Origin of the sequence: Paeniglutamicibacter sp. NPDC091659 (assembly GCF_044756805.1) — a bacterium.
In the GTDB taxonomy this organism is placed as follows: domain Bacteria; phylum Actinomycetota; class Actinomycetes; order Actinomycetales; family Micrococcaceae; genus Paeniglutamicibacter.
In genome coordinates this window covers 719,519-738,617 of sequence record NZ_JBIVTO010000001.1, presented here as the reverse complement: position 1 = coordinate 738,617, position 19,099 = coordinate 719,519, and the positions used below count along the sequence as shown (strand labels likewise).

Below are 19,099 nucleotides of genomic sequence, written 5' to 3'. Positions count from 1 at the left end.
TTGCGAGTGCTGAATATCACATGAATTCGAAGGAAGGTATCGGAAAAAACGATGGCTGAAATAACGCTCAAGCAACTCGAATACTTGCTGGCCGCGGCCGAAGCCGGCAGCGTCACAGGTGCCGCCGCAAAGCTGTTCCTCAGCCAATCCGCCGTTTCGACAGCACTTGCCGACCTCGAGCAGTCGCTCGGCGCCCAACTGTTTGTTCGCCACCCGCGAGGGATGAGCCTCACTGCAGTGGGTCGCGAGGTGGTGGCCGACAGCAGGCGGATCATCATGGGCATTGAGGAAATGCATGAGTCCGCCAGAAGCAGCGTCGATTCGCTGGCCGGAAAGCTGCGTGTCGGCTGCTATTCGTCCCTGGCGCCCGTGCTGCTGCCAATGGTGATCGATGATTTCCTGCGAAAGCACCCGCGGGTCGAGCTCTCGTTCATGGAAGGCGACCAAAAGACGCTCGCCGACTCCCTCGCAAACGGGGCGCTGGACCTGATCATCATCTACGACTACCAGCTGCACGAACTCAAGCAATCCGGGGCATTTACCCTGACAAGGGTTTATGCGTCCAAGCCCTATGTGGTCCTACCCGTCGACCACCCATTGGCCGAACAGCGTCGGGTCTCCCTGCGAGAGCTTGCCCCCGAACCGATGATCCTTTTTGACCTTGCCCCCGGCGGGGAGTACTTCCTGTCGTTCTTCCAGCTTGAGGGGCTGGAACCGACGGTCCGCTTTCAGACAACCAGTTTCGAGATGGTTCGCGCGCTTGTCGCACGCGGCCTCGGGTACTCCATCTTGAGCCAGCGCACCGCAATTTCCATGAGTTATGAAGGGCTGCAGGTGGCCACGCGGGAACTTGCGGCGGACATCCCGCCGCTGGGCATTGCCACTGCGCATTTGTCCAGGGTGCGGCCGACTGCACGCGTGAGGGCGTTTATGGAACAGGTCGAAACCAGCCTTGCGCTCTGGAACGGAATGCATGAACCTCGATGAAACCGGTTTCGATTTTTTAGATGGATAACTAAGAAATAATCTGCTTGTTCAATTACGACTTGAATCACAGACTGATCTTGTGAACATTCAGACCGGCACCAGTTCCGGTCGATCCAAGGAGGTTGATTCAATGTCTACGTCAGTCAAGCCAGCTGCCACTGTTGGCCTCAAGAACGATCCAGAGGCTTTGCGGAACGCGTTCGTTGGGGCCATGGGACGCGCCGCCACCGGCGTGACGGTTGTTGGCACCGACGGCCCCAGCGGCAGGTACGCCCAGACGGTCAGCGCCATGTGCTCGGTGACAGCCGATCCAACCACCCTGCTGGTGTGTGTGAACCGAAAGAGCCCGCTCAACGAGGCCATCGTCAAGCACGGCGTTTTCTCCGTCTCGTTGCTGGGGCGCCAGCACGACCACGTGGCCGACACCTTTGCAGGCCGGCCTTGGCCCGGCAAGGAACGCTGGGATTTCACCTGCGGAGAATGGGCACCGCTGCCTTCGGGCTGCCCCACGTTGGTGGACGCGTTGGCTTCCTTTGACTGCACCCTTCGGCAGGTCGTCGAATGCGGCACCCATTACGTCTACTTCGGGAACGTCACCGCGGTCGGAGGCCAGCCAGGCGAACCCTTGACCTATCACGCTCGTACCTACGGCAAGCCGGAACCGGTGGAACCGTCAGTGTTTCCCGACTATCCGGGCTCGGGACCGGTGCGCTAAAACGCCAGCGTTATCCAACTAATTTTCATGCGAGAAAGGTAGAGGCAAATGCTTCGTACTGGTGAAGAATACCGCGAGTCCATTCGAGACGGCCGCAAGGTCTACGTCAACGGCGAGCAGGTAGACGACGTAACCACCCACCCCATGTTCAAGCCCATCGTCGATCAACGTGCCATGATTTTCGACATGGCTCATCAAGAGTCGACACAAGCAGCGATGACCTACGCCGATGAAAAGAGCGGCGAACTCAACGCGATCGGAAACCGCCTGCCGCGAACCCAGGAAGACTGGTGGGACAAGCGCCGCGCAGTTGACCTGACGCTAGGCGAGGCCGGCGGAGTCGTTACGCGAGTCGGCGACGAGACCATTGGTGAAATGTGGTCCCTCTTTGACGGACAAGATGTCCTCAACGAGGTTGACCCGCGTTTTTCAGAAAACATCCGGCGACACATCGAACGTTCCATCACCGCCGACACATTCCACATATCGGCCAATACCGATCCCAAAGGCGACAGGTCCAAGGCGCCCCAAGACCAGGATCCGGACATGCTGCTGCATGTGGTGCGTGAAACCGACAACGGGATCGTCGTTCGCGGCGCCAAGTACGAAACGGCCGCGGCATACGCCAACCAGGCATTCACCAAGCCGACCATCGCCAACTGGGGCAACGACACGCTCTCGAACTACGCGGTCGGTTTCGTAGCGAACCTTTCCAGCCCGGGCTTGAAGTTCATTTCCCGTACGGGCTTTGCCGGTCGGGCGTCGGCCAAGGACTACCCGCTGTCCAACCGTGTGGACGAAGTCGAATCACTGGTCATCTTCGACGACGTGGAAATCCCTTGGGAGGATGTGCTTTTCTACCGCCACACGCGTGCTGCCGCGTTCATCCGCTCCACCCTGCACCGCTACAGCGCATTCCCGTTCGTTCAGCGCACCCAGCATCTCGCTGACATGATGATCGGTGCCGCCCTGTGGAACGTCAAGCAGACCGGTCTGGAGAAGCAGCCGGCCGTTCAGGAGAAGCTGGCCCAACTCGCCTGCTACCGCGAAAACATCAATGCGCACCTGACCGCATCCATTGCCATGGCAGAAACGAGCCCCGGCGGACTGCTCATGCCAAACCAGTCGCTGCTCTACACCGGTCGGGTGACGGCCTTGTCGCAGCTGCCCACGATGATGCACATTGCTCGCGAACTGTGCGGCGGCCAGATCTGCATCACTCCCGATGCCGCCACGTTCGCACACCCGGACACCAAGGACTGGCTGGACAAGTACTACAACGTCAACGAGAACTGGATTGCCGACGATCGCCGCAAGCTCCTGGCCTTCGCCCGCGACCTGCTCAACAGCGACTACGCCGGGCACCGGCTTACCTTCCAGCTCTTTGCCCAGTCGCCGCCGTTTGCCCAGCTCGGTGCCATCTACCGGAACTTCGACTTCGAGGGGCCGCTCGACCTCGTGCGCAAGGCCGCGGACCTTTCCGACCGGGTCACCGGCGACACGAACGGCACCGCCAAGCTTGCCAGCCGAGTTTGAGCCACTGAGACAACCCCTAGGACATTGACATGACATTTTCACTGGTTGCCCGTGATCCCCGCACCGGCGCGTTCGGAATGGTGGTCACTTCCTCCAGCCCAGCGGTGGCCGCCCGATGCGTCCACTTGCGTTCAGCGGTGGGAGGCGTTGCCTCGCAGAACGTGACCGACCCTGGGCTGGGCGAACGAATTCTCAACGCGCTTGAGTCCGGTTCCAACGCGCAGCTCGCGCTGGACAGCGTCGCCCGGGATGCGGAACATATCGATTTCCGGCAGGTCGCCGTCGTTGACAAGGACGGCAACGTGGCTTCGTTCTCCGGATCGGGGACGCTTGGGACCAACCGCGTAGTTGCCCTCGACGGAGCCGTGGCGGCGGGCAATTTGCTCTCCGATCCGGGAGTTCCGGCCGCCATCATGGCTGCCTACCAAAATTCGGCGGCAAGTGCCTTCGAGCGTCGGCTGTTGGATGGCTTGGTTGCCGGGTTGAACGCCGGCGGCGAGGAAGGCACCGTCCACTCTGCCGGTCTGGTGGTTGTTGATGGACATTCTTGGGCGTCTACCGACCTACGCGTTGATTGGGATGACGAGGACCCGATCGGGGTCTTGGAGGATCTCTGGGAGCGTTGGGCGCCTGAAAAGGAAGCGTACCGTTCCCGCGCAATCAACCCGACGATTGCCCCGTCGTATGGGGTCCCCGGGGACCTCTGACGACGAAATGCCAGTGGGTCCCGGACCATCGGTCCGGGACCCACTGGCATTACCCGGATCCCTGATGTGCATCGCGATTGAGAAGGAAGTTGGAACAAATAGTGCATGAGCATGTTGTGCGTCGCGTTGAAGAAATTCAGCATGGACTCGTCGAGCTTTCGGAGAGGATCCATGCCCACCCCGAGCTGGGCTGGAAAGAGTTCAAGGCGGCCGAATGGACTGCACAATTCCTGGAGAGCCACGGCTTCGAAGTGGAACGTGGATACCTCGGCTTCCCCACTGCCCTGCGAGCCGTGTTTGGATCGGGACGCTTCCGTGTCGGCCTTTGTGCTGAATACGACGCCCTGCCTGAATTGGGTCATGCATGCGGACACAACCTGATTACCGCCATGTCGTGCGGGGCTGCCATCGTGTTGGCCGATCTGGCAGAGCAATACGACCTGACGGTGGAGGTTTATGGCACCCCTGCCGAGGAAGGCGGCGGCGGCAAGATAGAAATGCTCAAGCGTGGGGCGTTCCTGGGTCTGGACCTGGCGATGATGGCTCACCCCGGCCCCGTTGATTCCGCGGAGGCCCGGCCCTTTGCGGTGGGACACCACCATATTTCCTATCGAGGGAAGTCGGCTCATGCTGCTGCCTACCCCGAGCAGGGAGTGAACGCGAACGACGCGTTCGTTGTGGCCCAAGTTGCTCTTGGACTATTGCGACAGCAACTGCCTGGCACCATCAAGGTGCATGGCATCCAGACGCGCGGAGGAGAAGCCCCCAACGCCATCCCGGAACATACGGAAGGCCGCTGGTATGTCCGCGCCGAAACCCTTGAAGAGCTGGTGCTGGCCGAGGCCCGTGTGCGCCGTTGCTTTGAGGCAGGCGCGCTGGCCACGGGATGCGACCTCGAAATGACCCCGGAATCCGAGCCGTACTCCGAGTTCCGGACCGACACACGGGCACTGGAAATGTATGTCCACCACGCACAAAAACTTGGACGTCGTTTTGACGCGCCCGCGGAGCACGCAACCATGAACCGGGCTTCGACCGACATGGGCAATGTGTCACAAATCGTTCCGGCCATTCACCCCTACATTGGGCTGCACTGCTATCCGGACTCCAACCACCAGCTGCAATTCGCCGAGCATTGCGTCGGGGCCGCAGCCGAAAGTGCAATTCATGATGGGGCTGCGGCCCTGGCCCTGACGGCTTTGGACTATGTAGGTAGCCATCTCCGAAACGAAAGGAACGAATATGTTGGGCAATGAGCCGGCAAGACCGCTTTCCACCCGTCGGGAACACGACTCCATGGGTGAGGTCGAGGTACCGGGCTGCGCCTACTACGGGATCAGCACCGAGAGGGCCCGCCAAAACTTCCCGATCAGTGGTCGAACCATTGGAGATTTCCGTCATCTGGTCTGGGCTTTTGGTGCGGTCAAAGCGGCCGCCGCGCGGGCAAACGAGTCAACGGGACTGCTCAGCGCCAAGCATTCCATGGTCATTCAAGCCGCAGCCGCCGAAGTCATGGATGGCATATTCGATGACCAATTCGTGGTTGACCGCATTCAGGGCGGCGCGGGAACCAGCACCAACATGAATGCCAACGAGGTCATCGCCAACCGGGCATTGGAACTACTGGGACATGAAAAAGGCCAGTACCAGCACCTGGATCCCATCGACCACGTCAATCGCAGCCAGAGCACCAACGACACCTATCCCACGGCCGTAAAGATTGCACTGCGCCGCTCCCTGGATGAGCTCGTCGAGGAACACGGCAAACTGGCGGCGGCATTCGCCATGAAGTCCTTGGAATTCGCCGACATCCTCAAGATCGGACGCACCCAATTGCAGGATGCCGTCCCGATGACCCTTGGACAAGAATTCGGTGCCTTTGCCGAAACATTGCGAGAGGACAATGACCGCATGTGTGAAATGCGGTTGCACCTGGCCGAAATCAACTTGGGTGCCACAGCAATCGGCACCGGCATCACGGCTTCGACCGAATACAGGGCACTCGTGGTTCCGGAGCTCGCCAAAATCACCGGGCTGCCCCTGATGGCGGCGGTCAACCTCGTGGAGGCGACATCCGACACCGGTGTGTTCCTTCTGCTTTCCGGAATGATCAAGCGGGCGGCGGTCAAGTTGTCCAAGATCTGCAACGACTTGCGGTTGCTGTCGTCGGGACCGCAATCGGGTTTCGGCGAAATATACCTTCCAGCGGTCCAAGCCGGATCCTCGATCATGCCAGGGAAGGTAAACCCGGTGATCCCGGAAATGGTGAATCAGGTCGCTTTCCGAATCGTCGGCTCCGACATGACAGTGACCATGGCAGTGGAAGCAGGGCAGCTGCAGCTCAACGCCTTCGAACCTGTGATGGCCGATGCATTGCTGGAATCCATGCAGTGGCTGACCCACGCGAGCAAGACCTTGAGGGAACGTTGCGTGGTGGGAATTGAGGCAAATGAAGTCCTTCTCAAGCAACGCGTAGAAGGTTCCCTTGCCGTCATCACGGGGCTGACCCCGCTCCTGGGATATGCCGTATCCGCTGAATTGGCCAAGGAAGCCTTGCACGGAACAAAGAGCCTCTCGGAACTGATCCTTGAACGCGGGCTGTTGAGTGAATCCGAGCTGGCGGAAGCCATCTCGCCGCGGAATCTCACGGGAGCGGCGCAAACGGTTTCCAGCTAGCCCGACATGCCGGGACAAGGAATCTCCTCCGAACGGACAGCGAAACGGCAGACACGTTGGCGCGTGGGTCGTTGAACAGCAAGCCGTCGGCAGTTCAACGACCCCGTATCAAACCATTGGAGGACCATGACCGGACGGCCTTGCCGGAGCCGCCGTCCAGTTGCCGGCCTGCCGGAACTTCTTGATGGTCCCCTGAGGGCAGCAGGAACAGGGCTTTGCGTTCCCTCATTCCGCACCGCACTGTGTAGGCTCGTCGGCAGGGGCGAAGCCGGACAATCCTTGCGGCAACCACCGCCCGGTTGAGCCAAGCACTCAATTGTCCACGGACGAAAGCAGGCACCACCATGAAGGTCACCGTCATCGGCGGACACGGCAAGATCGCGTTGCTCACGGCAAGGATCCTGGCAGGCCGCGGGGACGAGGTCACCTCGGTCATCCGCAACCCGGAGCATGTTCCGGATGTCGCGGCCACCGGCGCGCTCGCCCTGGTGCTGGATGTGGAAGCGGCAACCGCCACCGAGCTGGCGGAGGCCTTCGCCGGCTCCGACGCAATCGTCTGGTCCGCGGGCGCCGGCGGCGGAAACCCCGATCGGACCTACGCGGTGGACCGGGACGCGGCGATCCGCTCCATGAACGCGGCCGAGCTGGCCGGCATCAAGCGCTACGTGATGGTCTCGTTCCTGACAGCCGACACCGAGCACTTGGTGCCGCTGGATGATCCCTTCTACCCCTACATGGCAGCCAAGATCGCCGCCGACGAGCACCTGCGCGCCGGTGCGCTCGACTACACGATCCTTGGCCCCGGAGCGCTGACCCTCCAGGAGCCCAGCAGGCTGCTCGATCCCGCGCCGGACGTCTCCGGCGACACCGGCACCTCGCGGGGCAACGTCGCGCTGGCGATCGCGGCGGCGCTTGACGACCCGTCGACGATCGGGCGCACCATCAACTTCACCGATGGCACGGTTCCGGTTGCCCTGGCCATCGCCGCCGCGGGCGGCTGATCCCGGCGACGGGTCCGTCAGGTTTTCAGGCGCGGGTTACGCCGCGCGAAGTCACGGGCGAGATCTTCCATGCGGGCGAACTCGACGCCGTCATGGGACTGGATGTGGTCAAAAAGCCGCTCTAGCATGAGCAGGTTCTGCGGCTTGCCCGAGACATCGGGGTGGATGGCGATCGGGAAGACTGCATAGTCCATTTCGCGGTAGACCCAGTCGAACTGGTCCCGCCAGAGCTGTTCGACGACCTGCGGGGACACGTACCCGTGGCTGTTGGGGCTGGACTTGATGAACATCATCGGCGGCAGGTCGTCGAGGTACCACGAGGCGGGGATCTCGATCAGGTCGGTTTCCCCGCCGCGAACCAGCGGCTTCATCCATTCCTTGGCGGAGTCGGCCTCGTAGTCGATATTGGTCCAGGAGTCCCCGACCCGCACGTAGTAGGGGGTGAAGTCGTCGTGCATCAGGGAGTGGTCGTAGAGGAACCCGCGCTCAAGCAGGATCTCGTTGGTCACCGGGGAGAACTCCCACCACGGCGCCACGTAGCCCACCGGCTTGCGCCCGGAACGCTTCTCGATGAGGTCGGTGCAGTAATCGAGGACTTCGGTTTCCTGCGAGCGAGTCATGGCGATCGGATTCTCGTGGCTGTAGCCGTGCACCCCGATTTCGTGTCCGGCAGCCACCACCGCGTCGAACTGCGCCGGGAACGTCTCCACCGAGTGTCCCGGCCAGAACCAGGTCACGGGCATCTGGCGGCGCTGGGCGAGCTGGAGCAGCCGCGGCACGCCGACCTCGCCGGCGAACATGCCGCGGGAGATGTCGCCCGGGGAATCTTCCCCGCCGTAGGAGCCCAGCCAGCCGCCGACCGCGTCGACGTGGATGCCGACCGAGACGTAGATTTTCTTGGACATCATGTCTCCTCTGTGAGAGGTGGGTGTTTTTAGCAGTAGGTCTTGAATGCTGCCGGGAATTCTTCGGGCCCGGTGCCGCAGGAGAGCAGGACGGCAGCGAGAATGCGCGCCTGGAACGGGTTGAGGTCGCCCGCGGGAATGGCGCCGGACGCAACCAGGTCGATGCCGCCGCCGTTGCCGTAGGTCGGGACGATGGGTCCCCATGGCGCCCGGGTGCTGAGCACGACGATGCAGCCGTTCTCCGTCGCCCGTTTCACGGCGTCGGCGAATCCGGGCCCCGCGTTGCCGACCCCGGTGCCGGCCAGCACGACGACGCGGCTCCCGAGCTGCACCGCGTAATCCATGAGCTCCGGCGTCGCCCCGGGATACGCGGTGATGATTTCCGCGCGGATGCCATCGAACGCCGCCGTCGGCATCGGCAGCGACGGGTAGCGGCGGGGCGCGGCCGTGACCACGAGCCGGCCGCCCGCCATGTGGGCCACTTCGGTGCCGCCCCCGAAGGCGCTGCCAGCGGTGGTATGCACCTTGCGGGCGCCGCGGGCCGAACGGACCGTCCCGTTGAAGGAGATCAGCGCCCCGGACTCTCGCAAATGCTTGTTGGCCGCCGCTCGCACCGCCTCCGCGACGTTGCGCGGACCGTCGGCGTCGGGGCTGTCCGCAGTGCGCTGGGCGCCGGTAAGCACCACGGGCTTGGGCGAGGCATGCACGAGGTCAAGCAGGAATGCCGTCTCCTCGAGGGTGTCGGTGCCGTGGGTGACCACCACGCCGTCGGTGCCAGGCTCGGCGATCGACTGCCCGACCTCCTCGGCAATCCGGCGCAGGTCGGCCAGGCCGAGGAGGTAGCTGCCGGTGGTTAGTACGTCGCGTGCGCTGACAGTGACATCGCCATACTGCGTCTGGGTCAATGAGGAGGAGGTGTCGGTGGCAACGGCTCCCCCGGGCCCGTGTCCACGCGAGGCGATGGTGCCTCCAGTGCCCAACAGCTGGATGCGGGCCACTGTGCGCCTCCATTTCGAGCGGGGCCGACCCCGCAGAGGGCGGGCCATCCATGAGGAAGAGAGCTGCAACTGCTTGTCCAATATGACTCACACGGAAGCAGAATGAAAGGTCTGCGAACCACGTACTTTCCCGGCGGCGGTGCGACCACGAATATCCGGCGTCCCTGCCGCTGACTCCGCGGGCCGCTTCGGCCGCTCGGCCACGTGGTGGTCGAGGAGTCGAACACCCAGCAATGGAACCCAGTTCCTTGACATGAGCCCGAGTCTCACGAAAGACTGGCGTGACACAGCTCATATCAACCCATGGAGTCGCAGCAGTGAACACCCCCACGGCAAACGCAACCCTGTCAGTCGCAGCAATCCTGGCCGAATCGGCACGGCGCCACACCGACCGCCCGGCCATCACCTTCGGCGGCGTGAGCACCAGCTACGGGGAACTGTGGGACCAGGCCCGCGCCTACGCCGGCGCCCTGCGCGACGCGGGAATCGGCGAGGGAGACCGCGTTGCGGTGCTCATTCCCAACGTCACCGACTTCGCCCGCGTCTACTACGCGGTGCTGTCCCTGGGCGCCGTCGTGGTGCCGATCCACGCGCTGCTCAAGCGCCACGAGATCGAGTACATGCTCGCCGATGCCCAGGTGAAGACGATGGTCTGCGCCGCCCCGCTGCTGGGCGAGGGCGCACCCGGCGCCCAGGCCGCAGGCGCCAAGGTGTTCACGGTGCTGTCCCCGGAGGCCGGGGGCCTGCCGCGCCTCGAGGACCTCGCCGCGGCGGCAACCCCGATCGACACCTACCTGCCGCGCAACCCGCTGGACATCGCCACCATCCTCTACACCTCCGGCACCACCGGCAAGCCCAAGGGCGCCCTGGGCACCCACCTGGCGCTGGTGGAGCAGGTCAACGTCATCCTGCTCAACACCCTGGACATCCGGGTGGGCGACAAGATCTTCGGCGGCCTTCCGCTCTTCCACACCTTCGGGCAGACCGTGGTGCTCAACGCCGGCCTGCGCGCCGGCGCCGAACTGCTACTGATGCCCAAGTTCACCGGCGAGGCCGCGCTGTCCATGGTGCTCGACGAGGGCGTACACATCTTCGCGGGCGTCCCCACCATGTACGTGGGGTTGCTGGAGGCGGCAAAGTCGCGCCCCGAGGCCGCCCCGGAACTGCGCTACGCGGTCTCCGGCGGAGCCTCGCTGCCCCTGGCCGTACTCGAGGCCTTCAACGCCCGCTTCGGCGCGCTCATCCACGAGGGCTACGGGCTGACCGAGACGTCCCCGGTCGCCAGCTTCAACCACGTCGGCAAGGAGCCGCGCCCCGGAACCATCGGCCAGCCGATCTGGGGCGTCGAGGTGGAAATCGCCCGGGCCGAGGTCCACGACTCCATCGAGCTGCTGCCGCGCGGGGAACTCGGGGAGCTCGTGGTGCGCGGGCACCTGCTCTTCTCGGGCTACCTCAACCGCCCGGAGGCCACCGCGGAGGCCGTCGTCGACGGCTGGTTCCGCACCGGCGACCTGGGCACCAAGGACGAGGACGACTACGTCACGATCGTTGACCGCAAAAAGGACATGATCCTGCGCAACGGCTACAACGTGTACCCGCGCGAGGTCGAGGAAGCTCTGATCACCCACCCGGACATCGTCAACGTCGCCGTCTTCGGCGTGCACGACGACAAGCACGGCCAAGAGGTCGCCGCAGCGGTCACCCTGGTTGCCGGAAGCACGCTGACCGGGCAGGAGATCAGTGCGTACGGGGAATCGCGACTGGCCGCCTACAAGTTCCCGCGGCGCATCGAGATCCTCACCGAGTTCCCGCTGGGCCCCAGCGGGAAGATCCTCAAGCGCGAGCTCGTCGCCAGGTACCAGGAGTCCCAGGCGTCAGCGTCCTGAACGCCCCAGCCAACACCCTGCGGCCCGTGCGCGACGCGTTCAGTCGCGCACGGCCGTGCCCAGGCTGAACGCGCCCTCGAAGCGCAGCACGCCCGGCTGGTAGAAGGAATCCAGCTTGGTGATGCGGAATCCCGCCTCGCGCAGCATTGCGGAATTCGACCGGGTCAGGTGGCAGCCACCGGCCAGGGCCTTCTGGACTGGCTCAAGGCGGCGCTGCCACCGCCGGACGCGCTCGTCGGGCGCCAGCCCGTGTTCCAGGAAATGGAGTTTCCCGCCGGGCTTCAGCACCCGGCGCAATTCGGACAGGGCCGCGACCGGGTCGGGAATGCTGCACAGCGTAAAGGTGCTCAGCGCTGCCTCGAAGCTCTCGTCCGCCTCGGCCAGCCGCTGACCGTCCAGCGAACCGCGCACCACCTTGACCGACGAGGCACTGCGTGCCTTGACCGAAAGCTTCCAGGCCGCGTCAGACGGTTCGACCGCCACAACGCAGTCCACCGCCGAGGGGTAGTGCCCGATGTTGCTGCCCGAGCCGAAACCGATTTCCACGACGTTCCCGCGCAGGGACGCACAGACCAGCTCGCGCAACGGCCCCAGGGTCTTGTTGCCGCAGGAGACCGCGATCAGCCGGGGCAGCACAAGCCGTTCGTAGATGTTGGCCATCTTGCGCTCCGTCCCTTGGCGTCGGCACCACATTCAGCGTGGTCGCCCATTGTTGCGCGGACAAGCCGTGCGGACGGTTCGAGCACGACAGCGGCATCACGTGCACGCTGCCGGGGCGCGTCGACGCCGGCGATCTGGGCTTGGGCTTGGGCGCTTGGGTATCAGCACTGGCGGTTCCCTGATTTCACAGGGAAGGCAGAGGGGCCCGCCCACGGCTTGGTTGACTTGCCGGGCCGATGGTTCATTGGCCGGCGGTGGTCCTGCGTGCCGTTCCGCGGTTGAGCGCCAGATGTCCACCCAGGAATCCGGCTCCTGCAACGATCGCGTTTCCTGCGAAGCCGAGCCGCACGCCGAGGGTGTGGCGGCCGCGCATTCGCGCGATCAGGGACCCCAGGAGAAGAAATACGGCGACGTCGGTGCCCAGCGCGTGCACCGCGCCGATCCGGCGCTCGGTGCCCGTCAGTTCCGCCCAGTCACCGGCACCTGCGATGGCGGTCGGTCCGGCCGCAGCCAACCCGGCCCCGACCAAGAGCGTGGCACTGCGACGCGCCTCGGACCCTCCGGCTACATCGAGGATGGATGCGCTGACCCAGCACCCGAGCGTCAGGTCGGTGAGTAGCGGATGCACCGAGTGGCCGAGGACGCTGGTGTGAAACGGGCTGCGCCGTGCCCAGTCGATAACCGGCCCGTAGACGAACTCTTGGGCGACAGCCACCTGTTCCGAGAGGGGACTCTCACCCACGGCTCGGGCCACCCGTTGCGGCAGAGACAATTCGCTCATGCTCATTTACGGTACGCCGAAGCCACGCCGCTGTATAGGGAGCTACGCGGGCATCTTGACATGATTCCCCGGGGGGAGAACGGATCAACGAACAAGCCGCCGCACGGGCGCGTTAAAGGCAAAAACCGCGGCCACCGTTCCTCTTCCTGCCCCATGGAGGGGAAGGAAGCAACGATAGCCGCGGCATGGAGCCCGGAACAGGGGTTCCGGTGAAACCTTAGGCGTTCCACAATCCGTAGGAGTCGGCCAGCTCGGCAATCTTCTGTGCACGTGCAAGACGCGGCAGGTAGGAACCGTCGCCCACCGAGGCGCCGGCGGCGTGGGCATCGAGCATGTCGTGGGCCCAGTGCAGTTCATCGGCGCTCGGTGAGAGGCCAAGGTTGATCTCGTCGACCTGGGTGCGGGAAAGCGCCAGCTTTCCGGTCATGCCCATGGAGGCGGTGATGGCCGATTCGGCCAGGACCTCTTCGGCGGAGGCGCCCGGGGCGGGCGGGCCGTCGATGGCGCCCGGCAGCTTGCCGACGCGGGATGCAACGACGAGCTTGCCACGCGCATAGGCCAGGGCTAGCGGGTCGCCGGATACGCCGGTGTCCTTGCGGAAGTCGTTCACGCCGAAGGCCAGGCGGAAGGTGCCCGGTGCCGAAGCGATGGCCGTTGCGTTCTCGATGCCGATGGCCGATTCGACCAGTGCGAGCACCGGTGTGCCTGCCTGCAGGCGCATGGCGGTGTAGGTGACCTGCTCGGGCTTTTCGGTCATGGCAAGCATGACGCCACGAAGGCCCGGCGTCTTGGAAAGCGCCGCAAGGTCCTTGGCCCAGAAATCGGTGTCGATGCCGTTGACGCGGACCCACGCCGTCATTCCGGTGGAGAGTGCCTCCACGACGCTGTCGCGGGCCTCGTCCTTTTTGTTGTCCGGTACTGCGGCCTCCATGTCGAAAATAACGGAGTCTGCCTCGGAGGCCAGGGCCGGTGCGAAGTCTTCCGGCTTGGAAGCGTTTACGAGCAGCCAAGAGCGCGAAAGTTTGGCTGGAAGGGAAGCTGCGCGACGGTTACGGAATGCCATATCAGATAGCCTACCGAGTTCTCCGCCCAACCTTCCACCTAGCGTCGCTTCCAAGACTTGTCCCGGAACCCGCGGAACCGACGTCGTCCCAAGCGGGCGTAACCTTTCGGTGTAGGAAACCACCTTGGTGGTTGATTGCGTGCACCAAACCGTAGGGCCGCAGAGTGGACATCTGAGCACGGCCCGCCAGCAGGAAGCTCGACCAATATGCCCGAAATTAGCACGGCGGAGAAACCGTCTCCGCACCTAGAGCGCGGGCTTACGAACCGCCATATTCAACTCATTGCGATCAGCGGTGCAATTGGCACCGGACTGTTCATGGGCTCGGGAAAGACCATCTCGGTCGCCGGCCCCTCTGTGATATTTGTCTACATGACCATCGGCTTCATGCTGTATTTCGTCATGCGGGCCATGGGCGAGTTGTTACTGAGCAACCTCGACTACAAGAACTTTTCAGACTTCGCAGGCGATCTTTTGGGCCCCTGGGCTGCATTCTTCACCGGCTGGACCTACTGGTTCTGCTGGGTGGTCACGGGCATCGCCGATGTCGTCGCCATCGCCCATTATGTGGCCTTCTGGTGGGGCGACCTGTCCCTCTGGATTCCGGCACTCATCGCCATCGTGCTGCTGCTCGGATTGAACCTTCCGACGGTCAAGGCCTTCGGCGAAACCGAATTCTGGTTCTCGCTGGTCAAGATCGTTGCGATTGCCGCGCTGATCATCATCGGCCTGACCATGATTCTCACCGGGTTCGAGCACAACGGCACCCAGGCCTCGTTCTCCAACCTCTGGGAACATGGCGGCATGTTCCCCACCGGCGTCACCGGCTTCATCGCCGGCTTCCAGATCGCAGTCTTCGCCTTCGTGGGCATCGAGTTGGTCGGCACCACTGCGGCCGAGACCAAGGACCCGACCACGACCCTGCCCAAGGCAATCAACTCGATTCCCGTGCGCGTCCTGCTCTTCTACGTGGGCTCGCTGGTCATCCTCATGGCAGTGCAGCCATGGAACATGTTTGATGCCGAAAACTCCCCGTTCGTGGGAATGTTCGCCCTGGCAGGGCTGGCCGGCGCCGCGGGCATCGTGAACTTCGTGGTGCTCACCTCCGCCGCCTCGAGCGCGAACTCGGGCATCTACTCGACCTCTCGAATGATCTACGGACTGGCCAACGAGGGCTCGGCTCCGAAGGCGTTCCGGAAACTCTCGAACAGCAAGGTCCCGCGCAACGCGCTGGTGTTCTCCTGCATGTTCCTGCTGGGAGCGGTCGTGCTGCTCTACGCGGGCGGTTCGGTGTCGCAGGCGTTCACGCTTGTCACCACGGTTTCCGCGCTGTGCTTCATGTTCGTGTGGTCGATCATCCTGATCAGCTACATCGTGTTCCGGCGCCGCCGCCCCGAGCTGCACCGGGCGAGCAACTTCAAGGTTCCCGGCGGCGCGTTCATGCCGTACGTGGTGCTGGCGTTCTTCGCCTTCGTGCTGTGGTCACTGACGACCCAGGCCGATACTCGGCAGGCCCTCATCTTCACCCCCATCTGGTTTGCCCTCGTGGGAATCGGCTACCTGGTGCTGCGCCGCAACCCGGCGCACCTTCGCCTGCGCGAGGCACACCGCAACAAGGTCGTCGCCGAGTATGCGGCGCTGAAGGCACGCGTGAACGCATAGCAACCATGCGCGCCAACGGCGGGCGGGAAACCCTGACCGGGTTTACCGCCCGCCGTTTTGCGTACCCCGTGCCGGTCCGGCGAAGGCACCCGGGCGACGTAAGCGGTCTAGGGTTGCGCGGCGAAACCGACCGGCACCGCGGCGGCCGTCCACGCGCTTCCGTCCGCGGCGCTGGATATGAACAAAAGCAGCGTGCCGCCGCCGCTGCCGCTGCCGCTGCCGCTGCCGCTGCCGGGATTCTCCCACTGGATGCTCCCGCTGAACGGTTCCAGGTCGGGCCCGGATCCACCCATGACGATCCCGGTTCCCAGCGGCACCGCCGTCCCGTGGGCATAGACCTCGACGCCCACTGTCGCCTCGAAGGCGCGCGACAATCCGGAAAGAGCCACCGGGGAACCGATCATGTCACCGGCCGCCGGCACATCCAGCCGGATCTCGCTGCTGGCGGCCCCGATGGCGTACCAATGGCCGTCGGAAAGCTGCCGCAGCATCACGGTGGTCACCGCTCCGCCCTCGGTGGAGCGGACCTCCAGCTCGCCGGAGCGTGCATCCCCCTGCATGAATTCGCCATAGACAGGGTCTGCGAACCCGGCCAACTCCTCGGCGAATCCGCCGGCCGCGTCTTCCGGGGTCCCGTAGCGCAGGGTGCCTCCCGGATCCGGCCAAATGACCGTCGCAGCCTCGGCGGCGGGCAGCAACGCCGGCGGGGTGCCGGGCAGTTCCGAGGCACTGGCCGTCGGCGACGGGGGCGCCGATGTCGCGGAGGGGCCGGGCGAACCGGGCGATGTGGTGGTTCCCGGGCCGTTCTGGCCGGGCCCGCCTGCCTGTTGCATCAGCAGGACCGCGATCCAGACAGCGGCCGCCACGAGTGCTGCGGCAAGCAACACGATCACGGCATTCCGGCCCCGGGCGGACGGTGCTGGGTTTTCGTTCATGGGTGCACCGTAACAACGCGCATGCCACGCCAACAAGCCCGGGCAGGCCGCATTTCGGCGACGGTTTCACTGCACGTCGCGGCCCGGAAAGGGCTTCGGAGGTGTCGGCACGAGAGCTGGTTTCCCCGTCCCCGGGGCGGACAGGGCCTTGGCCACGGACGGCTCCGGCCCGGCCGCCCCGCGGGGTGACCGGGCCGGAGTCGTCCGTGGAAGTCGGCGCGCTACTGGTCCTGTGCGGCTTTTCCGACCGCGGCGGCGACCGCAGGCATGACGCGCGGGTCAAGCGGCGAGGGAACGATGTAGTCGCTTGAGAGCTTGTCCTCGGCCAGCGCGGCGATCGCGTGGGCCGCGGCGATCTTCATTTCCGGGGTGATGCGGCGGGCGCCGGCGTCCAGGGCACCGCGGAAAATGCCGGGGAACGCCAGGACGTTGTTGATCTGGTTCGGGAAGTCCGAGCGCCCGGTGGCCACCACGGCTGCATATTTGCGGGCGACCTCCGGCATGACCTCCGGGTCCGGGTTGGACAGGGCGAAGATGATCGCGTTCTCGTTCATCTGGACCAGGTCTTCCTCCGCGAACTTGGAAGATGAGACACCGACAACGGCATCGGCGCCGTCCAGGGCCTCGCGGATGCCGCCGATGATTCCGTCCTTGTTGGTCAGGGCCGCGTACTTTGCCTTGATGCTGTTCAGGTCGGTGCGGTCGCGGTGGATGGTGCCCTTGGAATCGACCAGGACAACGTCCCCGACCCCTGCATTGATGAGGATCTCGGCGACAGCGATGCCCGCGGCCCCGGCGCCCGAGACGACGACGCGCATCTGCCCGAACGTCTTGCCCGCGACCTTGGCCGCGTTGATGAGGGCCGCGAGGACCACGACTGCGGTGCCGTGCTGGTCATCGTGCATGACCGGGCAATCCAGGGCCTCGATGAGGCGTTCCTCAAGCTCGAAGCAGCGCGGGGCCGAGATGTCCTCGAGGTTCACCGCGCCGAAGCTGGGTCGCAGGCGCACGAGCGTCTCGATGATCTCGTCGACGTTGGTGGTGTTCAGGACCAACGGGATCGAGTCCAAGCCACCGAATTCCTTGAATAGCGCGCTCTTTCCCTCCATGACGGGAAGCGATGCGGCGGCGCCGATGTCGCCAAGTCCCAGCACCGCGGTGCCGTCGGAGACGACAACCACCAGGCGCGAGGCCCAGGTGTGGGTGGCGTGCATGGCCGGATCCGCCGCGATGGCGCGGGAGACCTGGGCGACGCCCGGGGTGTAGGCGATGGACAGGTCGCGCTTGGAGGTCAGCGGCATCGTGCTCTGGACGGTGAGCTTGCCGCCGATGTGGGCGTCGAAGATATCGGCGTCGGTGATGGTTGCGGCAGCATTGAGAGAGGTGTCGACAGACATGAAAGTCTCCTAGAAAGTTCTGAACGAAGAGGAAGCGAGGAAACGAACCAAATAGTCGTTGGGCTTGGAGAGCTGGGTTGACACGTCGTAGTGTCGAACGCTCTTACTTCGCCTCGCTGTGCGCGTGCCGGCCCGGGGTGGGGGCTGACGGCAGTGCCGCACTGGTCAGTACTTTCTTTAGACCGTAAGCCCCACCGTACGGCACTGCGGTATCCCTTGGCCAGACTTCCACGTAACATTCTCCGGGCCGCATCGCATCCGAGGTTTCCGCCAAGGCCACCCCGGCTGCCCCTCCTCGGCCGGGTTCCCTTGACCGCGAACCTAGCGGACTGCGGACCCGAGCGGGATCACCAGGGGCGTGTGGGAGACGGGATCGGGGATGATCATGCACGGCAGCCCGAAGACTTCCTCGACGAGTTCGGCCGTCACGATTTCGGAGGGGTTGCCCGCGGCGACCACGTTTCCGTCCTTCATGGCGATAAGGTGCGTCGCGTAGCGGCAGGCATGGTTCAGGTCGTGCAGGACCGCGACCATCGTTTGGTTGTTCTCGCGGTTGAGCCTGCTGAAAAGTTCCATCAGTTCAATTTGGTGGGCGATGTCCAGGTAGGTCGTCGGCTCGTCCAACAGCAGCGTCGGTGTTTGCTGGGCCAGTGCCATGGCCACCCAGACCCGCTGGCGCTGGCCACCGGAGAGCTCGTCGACCTGTCGTCCGGAAAGCGAGGTGACGTTTGTTGCGGCCATGGCATCAACGACGGCCGCCTCGTCGTGTTTGGACCACTGGCGGATCAGTGACTGGTGCGGGTAGCGGCCGCGTGCCACCAGATCCGCGACCGAGATTCCGTCCGGTGCCGTGGAGGTCTGCGGAAGCAACCCGAGTTTCCTCGCCACCTCCTTCGCCTTGTAGGAATGGATGGTGCGCCCGTCGAGGACGATCGAGCCGTTCTTGGGTTTGAGCAGGCGTGAGAGGGCCCGAAGCAGCGTCGACTTTCCACACGCGTTGGGTCCCACGATCACGGTGAACGCGCCCTCGGGAATCTCGATGCTCAGGTCCCGGGAGATCACCCGGTCGTCGTAGCCCAGGGTGATGGTCTCTGCTGCAAGTGCCATGGAACGTTACTTTCACGTTTGATCCGCTCCCCCGCGGGGCGCGACTGTTCGGGGCCGGGGCGATGCTGCTGTTCCCGGAGTTG

Annotated in this window: 17 protein-coding genes; 9 read left to right on the top strand and 8 right to left on the bottom strand. The window is 64.3% G+C overall.

The window, feature by feature from the left end:
* Positions 1-51 precede the first annotated feature (51 nt).
* The 7 genes from ACIQLF_RS03340 (at position 52) to ACIQLF_RS03310 (ending at position 7,622) form a co-directional block, all read left to right on the top strand.
* Complete coding sequence (locus ACIQLF_RS03340; RefSeq protein WP_400294293.1) at positions 52-987, top strand: LysR family transcriptional regulator; 936 nt, start codon at positions 52-54, stop codon at positions 985-987.
* 130 nt (positions 988-1,117) lie between these two features.
* A complete protein-coding gene (locus ACIQLF_RS03335; protein WP_400294291.1) occupies positions 1,118-1,702 on the top strand; it encodes a flavin reductase family protein in 585 nt (194 codons plus the stop codon).
* A gap of 48 nt (positions 1,703-1,750) precedes the next feature.
* Positions 1,751-3,238 carry a 4-hydroxyphenylacetate 3-hydroxylase family protein gene (locus ACIQLF_RS03330; protein WP_400294289.1) on the top strand — a complete coding sequence of 496 codons (1,488 nt, stop codon included), beginning with the start codon at positions 1,751-1,753 and terminating at the stop codon, positions 3,236-3,238.
* A gap of 29 nt (positions 3,239-3,267) precedes the next feature.
* A complete protein-coding gene (locus ACIQLF_RS03325; protein WP_400294287.1) occupies positions 3,268-3,945 on the top strand; it encodes a DUF1028 domain-containing protein in 678 nt (225 codons plus the stop codon).
* A gap of 101 nt (positions 3,946-4,046) precedes the next feature.
* Positions 4,047-5,201 (top strand): M20 family metallopeptidase, encoded by a 1,155-nt coding sequence (locus ACIQLF_RS03320; protein WP_400294285.1) that lies wholly within the window; start codon positions 4,047-4,049, stop codon positions 5,199-5,201.
* Entirely contained in the window at positions 5,188-6,621 is a 1,434-nt protein-coding gene (locus ACIQLF_RS03315; protein WP_400294283.1) for an aspartate ammonia-lyase, read from the top strand. The genes ACIQLF_RS03320 and ACIQLF_RS03315 overlap by 14 nt, the downstream gene beginning before the upstream one ends.
* A 344-nt stretch (positions 6,622-6,965) precedes the next feature.
* Complete coding sequence (locus ACIQLF_RS03310; protein WP_400294281.1) at positions 6,966-7,622, top strand: NAD(P)H-binding protein; 657 nt, start codon at positions 6,966-6,968, stop codon at positions 7,620-7,622.
* Between the two features lie 17 nt (positions 7,623-7,639).
* Here the strand turns inward: ACIQLF_RS03310 and ACIQLF_RS03305 are convergent, their stop codons facing one another.
* Entirely contained in the window at positions 7,640-8,527 is an 888-nt protein-coding gene (locus ACIQLF_RS03305; RefSeq protein WP_400295019.1) for a polysaccharide deacetylase, read from the bottom strand.
* 29 nt (positions 8,528-8,556) lie between these two features.
* Positions 8,557-9,525 carry an asparaginase gene (locus tag ACIQLF_RS03300; protein WP_400294279.1) on the bottom strand — a complete coding sequence of 323 codons (969 nt, stop codon included), beginning with the start codon at positions 9,523-9,525 and terminating at the stop codon, positions 8,557-8,559.
* 317 nt (positions 9,526-9,842) lie between these two features.
* Here ACIQLF_RS03300 and ACIQLF_RS03295 point away from each other — a divergent pair, with 317 nt between their 5' ends.
* Positions 9,843-11,411 carry a long-chain fatty acid--CoA ligase gene (locus tag ACIQLF_RS03295; protein ID WP_400294277.1) on the top strand — a complete coding sequence of 523 codons (1,569 nt, stop codon included), beginning with the start codon at positions 9,843-9,845 and terminating at the stop codon, positions 11,409-11,411.
* 39 nt (positions 11,412-11,450) lie between these two features.
* Here ACIQLF_RS03295 and ACIQLF_RS03290 read toward each other — a convergent pair whose 3' ends face one another.
* The 3 genes from ACIQLF_RS03290 to ACIQLF_RS03280 form a co-directional block, all read right to left on the bottom strand.
* Complete coding sequence (locus ACIQLF_RS03290) at positions 11,451-12,071, bottom strand: class I SAM-dependent methyltransferase (RefSeq protein WP_400294275.1); 621 nt, start codon at positions 12,069-12,071, stop codon at positions 11,451-11,453.
* A 241-nt stretch (positions 12,072-12,312) separates the two neighbouring features.
* Positions 12,313-12,852 carry a DUF2231 domain-containing protein gene (locus ACIQLF_RS03285; protein WP_400294273.1) on the bottom strand — a complete coding sequence of 180 codons (540 nt, stop codon included), beginning with the start codon at positions 12,850-12,852 and terminating at the stop codon, positions 12,313-12,315.
* A gap of 217 nt (positions 12,853-13,069) precedes the next feature.
* Positions 13,070-13,915: an HpcH/HpaI aldolase/citrate lyase family protein gene (locus ACIQLF_RS03280; RefSeq protein WP_400294271.1), complete on the bottom strand. Its 846-nt coding sequence runs from the start codon at positions 13,913-13,915 to the stop codon at positions 13,070-13,072.
* A 207-nt stretch (positions 13,916-14,122) separates the two neighbouring features.
* Between ACIQLF_RS03280 and cycA the strand changes: the two genes are divergently transcribed.
* Positions 14,123-15,577: a D-serine/D-alanine/glycine transporter gene (gene cycA / locus ACIQLF_RS03275; protein ID WP_400294269.1), complete on the top strand. Its 1,455-nt coding sequence runs from the start codon at positions 14,123-14,125 to the stop codon at positions 15,575-15,577.
* Between the two features lie 107 nt (positions 15,578-15,684).
* Here cycA and ACIQLF_RS03270 read toward each other — a convergent pair whose 3' ends face one another.
* The 3 genes from ACIQLF_RS03270 to ACIQLF_RS03260 all read right to left on the bottom strand — a co-directional run bounded on the left by ACIQLF_RS03270 (position 15,685) and on the right by ACIQLF_RS03260 (position 19,016).
* Positions 15,685-16,512: a Gmad2 immunoglobulin-like domain-containing protein gene (locus ACIQLF_RS03270; protein ID WP_400294267.1), complete on the bottom strand. Its 828-nt coding sequence runs from the start codon at positions 16,510-16,512 to the stop codon at positions 15,685-15,687.
* Positions 16,513-16,733: 221 nt separating this feature from the next.
* The gene (locus tag ACIQLF_RS03265; protein ID WP_400294265.1) at positions 16,734-17,909 is read right to left on the bottom strand and encodes an NADP-dependent malic enzyme; all 1,176 of its coding nucleotides are present in this window, start codon (positions 17,907-17,909) and stop codon (positions 16,734-16,736) included.
* Between the two features lie 321 nt (positions 17,910-18,230).
* Positions 18,231-19,016: an ABC transporter ATP-binding protein gene (locus ACIQLF_RS03260; protein ID WP_400294263.1), complete on the bottom strand. Its 786-nt coding sequence runs from the start codon at positions 19,014-19,016 to the stop codon at positions 18,231-18,233.
* Between the last annotated feature and the right edge of the window lie 83 nt (positions 19,017-19,099).

Bases quoted from the DNA above. Each gene is read 5' to 3' on its own strand.
- ACIQLF_RS03310 (WP_400294281.1), top strand. From the start codon at position 6,966: ATGAAGGTCACCGTCATCGGCGGACACGGCAAGATCGCGTTGCTCACG.
- cycA (WP_400294269.1), top strand. From the start codon at position 14,123: ATGCCCGAAATTAGCACGGCGGAGAAACCGTCTCCGCACCTAGAGCGC.
- ACIQLF_RS03315 (WP_400294283.1), top strand. From the start codon at position 5,188: ATGTTGGGCAATGAGCCGGCAAGACCGCTTTCCACCCGTCGGGAACAC.
- ACIQLF_RS03280 (WP_400294271.1), bottom strand. From the start codon at position 13,915: ATGGCATTCCGTAACCGTCGCGCAGCTTCCCTTCCAGCCAAACTTTCG.
- ACIQLF_RS03290 (WP_400294275.1), bottom strand. From the start codon at position 12,071: ATGGCCAACATCTACGAACGGCTTGTGCTGCCCCGGCTGATCGCGGTC.
- ACIQLF_RS03305 (WP_400295019.1), bottom strand. From the start codon at position 8,527: ATGTCCAAGAAAATCTACGTCTCGGTCGGCATCCACGTCGACGCGGTC.
- ACIQLF_RS03260 (WP_400294263.1), bottom strand. From the start codon at position 19,016: ATGGCACTTGCAGCAGAGACCATCACCCTGGGCTACGACGACCGGGTG.
- ACIQLF_RS03265 (WP_400294265.1), bottom strand. From the start codon at position 17,909: ATGTCTGTCGACACCTCTCTCAATGCTGCCGCAACCATCACCGACGCC.
- ACIQLF_RS03330 (WP_400294289.1), top strand. From the start codon at position 1,751: ATGCTTCGTACTGGTGAAGAATACCGCGAGTCCATTCGAGACGGCCGC.
- ACIQLF_RS03285 (WP_400294273.1), bottom strand. From the start codon at position 12,852: ATGAGCGAATTGTCTCTGCCGCAACGGGTGGCCCGAGCCGTGGGTGAG.
- ACIQLF_RS03340 (WP_400294293.1), top strand. From the start codon at position 52: ATGGCTGAAATAACGCTCAAGCAACTCGAATACTTGCTGGCCGCGGCC.
- ACIQLF_RS03335 (WP_400294291.1), top strand. From the start codon at position 1,118: ATGTCTACGTCAGTCAAGCCAGCTGCCACTGTTGGCCTCAAGAACGAT.
- ACIQLF_RS03325 (WP_400294287.1), top strand. From the start codon at position 3,268: ATGACATTTTCACTGGTTGCCCGTGATCCCCGCACCGGCGCGTTCGGA.
- ACIQLF_RS03270 (WP_400294267.1), bottom strand. From the start codon at position 16,512: ATGAACGAAAACCCAGCACCGTCCGCCCGGGGCCGGAATGCCGTGATC.